Genomic DNA, 319 nt, shown 5'->3' on the forward strand with positions numbered 1-319 from the left:
GCGGGAATAGCTCAGTTGGTAGAGCACGACCTTGCCAAGGTCGGGGTCGCGAGTTCGAGTCTCGTTTCCCGCTCCAAAATTTGAAAAGTGCTGCAAAGCACAGACCACCCAATCGCAGTATTTCGAATTGCGACAAGGCGGCAACTGAACGAATCCTTGGGAGCTTACAAAAGTAAGTGACTAAGGTGAGTGAAGGCAGCCAAGGCAGTAGCGGTTCGAAAGACGAAGATTAAGCGGGAATAGCTCAGTTGGTAGAGCACGACCTTGCCAAGGTCGGGGTCGCGAGTTCGAGTCTCGTTTCCCGCTCCAAAATTTGAAA

General features: G+C 51.7%; 2 tRNA genes. Both read left to right on the top strand.

The features are described from left to right. Positions 1–76, top strand: a tRNA-Gly gene (locus BEB54_RS28390). 157 nt (positions 77–233) lie between these two features. Beyond that, positions 234–309, top strand: a tRNA-Gly gene (locus BEB54_RS28395). Positions 310–319 lie beyond the last annotated feature (10 nt).

It is taken from the genome of Escherichia sp. MOD1-EC6021 (assembly GCF_002965245.1).
Classification (GTDB): domain Bacteria; phylum Pseudomonadota; class Gammaproteobacteria; order Enterobacterales; family Enterobacteriaceae; genus Escherichia; species Escherichia coli_F.